The sequence below is a fragment of the Pseudoroseomonas cervicalis ATCC 49957 genome (assembly GCF_000164635.1).
GTDB lineage: Bacteria > Pseudomonadota > Alphaproteobacteria > Acetobacterales > Acetobacteraceae > Pseudoroseomonas > Pseudoroseomonas cervicalis.
Genome location: NZ_GG770880.1, coordinates 1 through 1179 on the forward strand (window position 1 = coordinate 1; position 1179 = coordinate 1179).

The window sequence follows — 1179 nt, forward strand, 5'->3', positions numbered from 1 at the left end:
ACGCCCTGGCGCTGCGCCTCGCCGGCGGGCTGCACGCGCTGGTGCTGGCCGGCCAGGCGCCCGCCCTCGCCGCGTGCTACCCGCCTCACCCCGCACCCGCCGACGCGGCCTTCCTGACCGCCCTGCAAGCCACCCTCGCGGCACAGGAAGAAAGCCTGCGCGGCTTCCTGGCCTCGGCGCCGCAGACCAACGAGGTTGGCCGCTCTGCCGTGCTGCTGGGCGGCTTCCTGAAGATCGCTGCCGCCACGGCCCTGCCGCTGCGCCTGCTGGAGATCGGCGCCAGCGCCGGGCTGAACCTCGCCTGGGACCGCTTCTTCTACCGGCTCGGCGCGGCCGAATGGGGCGATCCGGAAAGCCCGGTCCAATTGCGGCCGGAGTGGCACGGCCCCCTGCCGCCACTCGGCGCGCCGCTCTCCGTCATGGCGCGGGAAGGCTGCGACCTGGCGCCCGTGCCGGTGCGGGACCCGGCCCAGGCACTGCGCCTGCGCGCCTATGTCTGGCCCGACCAGCACGAGCGGCTGGCCCGGCTGGACGGTGCCATCGTCCTGGCCCGCCAGCTCGGCACCGAGGTCGCGCCGGCCGACGCGCTGGACTGGCTGCGTCCCCGGCTGCGCCCGGCCACAGGCGCCGCCACGGTGCTGTATCACTCGATCATGTGGCAGTACCTGCCCGAGGCGACGCAACAGGGCATCCTGGCCCTGCTGCGCGCGGCGGCGGCGGCGGCCACCCCGCAAGCACCGCTCGCCTGGCTGCGCTTCGAGATGCCGCCCGGGGGCGGCCCGGCGGAGCTGCGCCTCACCCTCTGGCCGGGCGGCGCGGAGCGGCGCCTGGCCACCGCCCATCCGCACGGGCAGCGCATCGACTGGCTCGGGGCTCAGCCTGGAAATCCGCCGCCGCATCCCCCAAACTGAAGGACATCCCGCCAGGAGTGACCGCCGCCTTGTCCCGCTATGTCGTGAAGCGCTCCACCCGCGCCTTCCGGCCCTGGACCGATCTCTGGTCGCGCTCGGGCTGGCTGGTGCAGGCGCATTGCACGACCGGCCTGGCCCGCGCGCTGGACCCGTTCGGCCGCATCGCCGCCACCGGCACCACCGAGGAATGCATCGCCGAGGCCGCGCGCCACGCCCGCCCGGCCGGGCGCCGCCGCGCCGTGGTCCTGCTGCACGGGCTGGGCCACCA

The 1179-nt window shown here is 75.9% G+C and carries 2 protein-coding genes; both read left to right on the forward strand.

The features are described from left to right. The coding region (locus tag HMPREF0731_RS19945) for a DUF2332 domain-containing protein (RefSeq protein ID WP_007006020.1) at positions 1–911 on the forward strand (911 nt) is incomplete at its 5' end. Positions 912–940: 29 nt separating this feature from the next. Continuing rightward, positions 941–1179 (forward strand): hypothetical protein (locus tag HMPREF0731_RS19950; protein WP_157136262.1); only part of this gene is annotated, 239 nt, incomplete at its 3' end.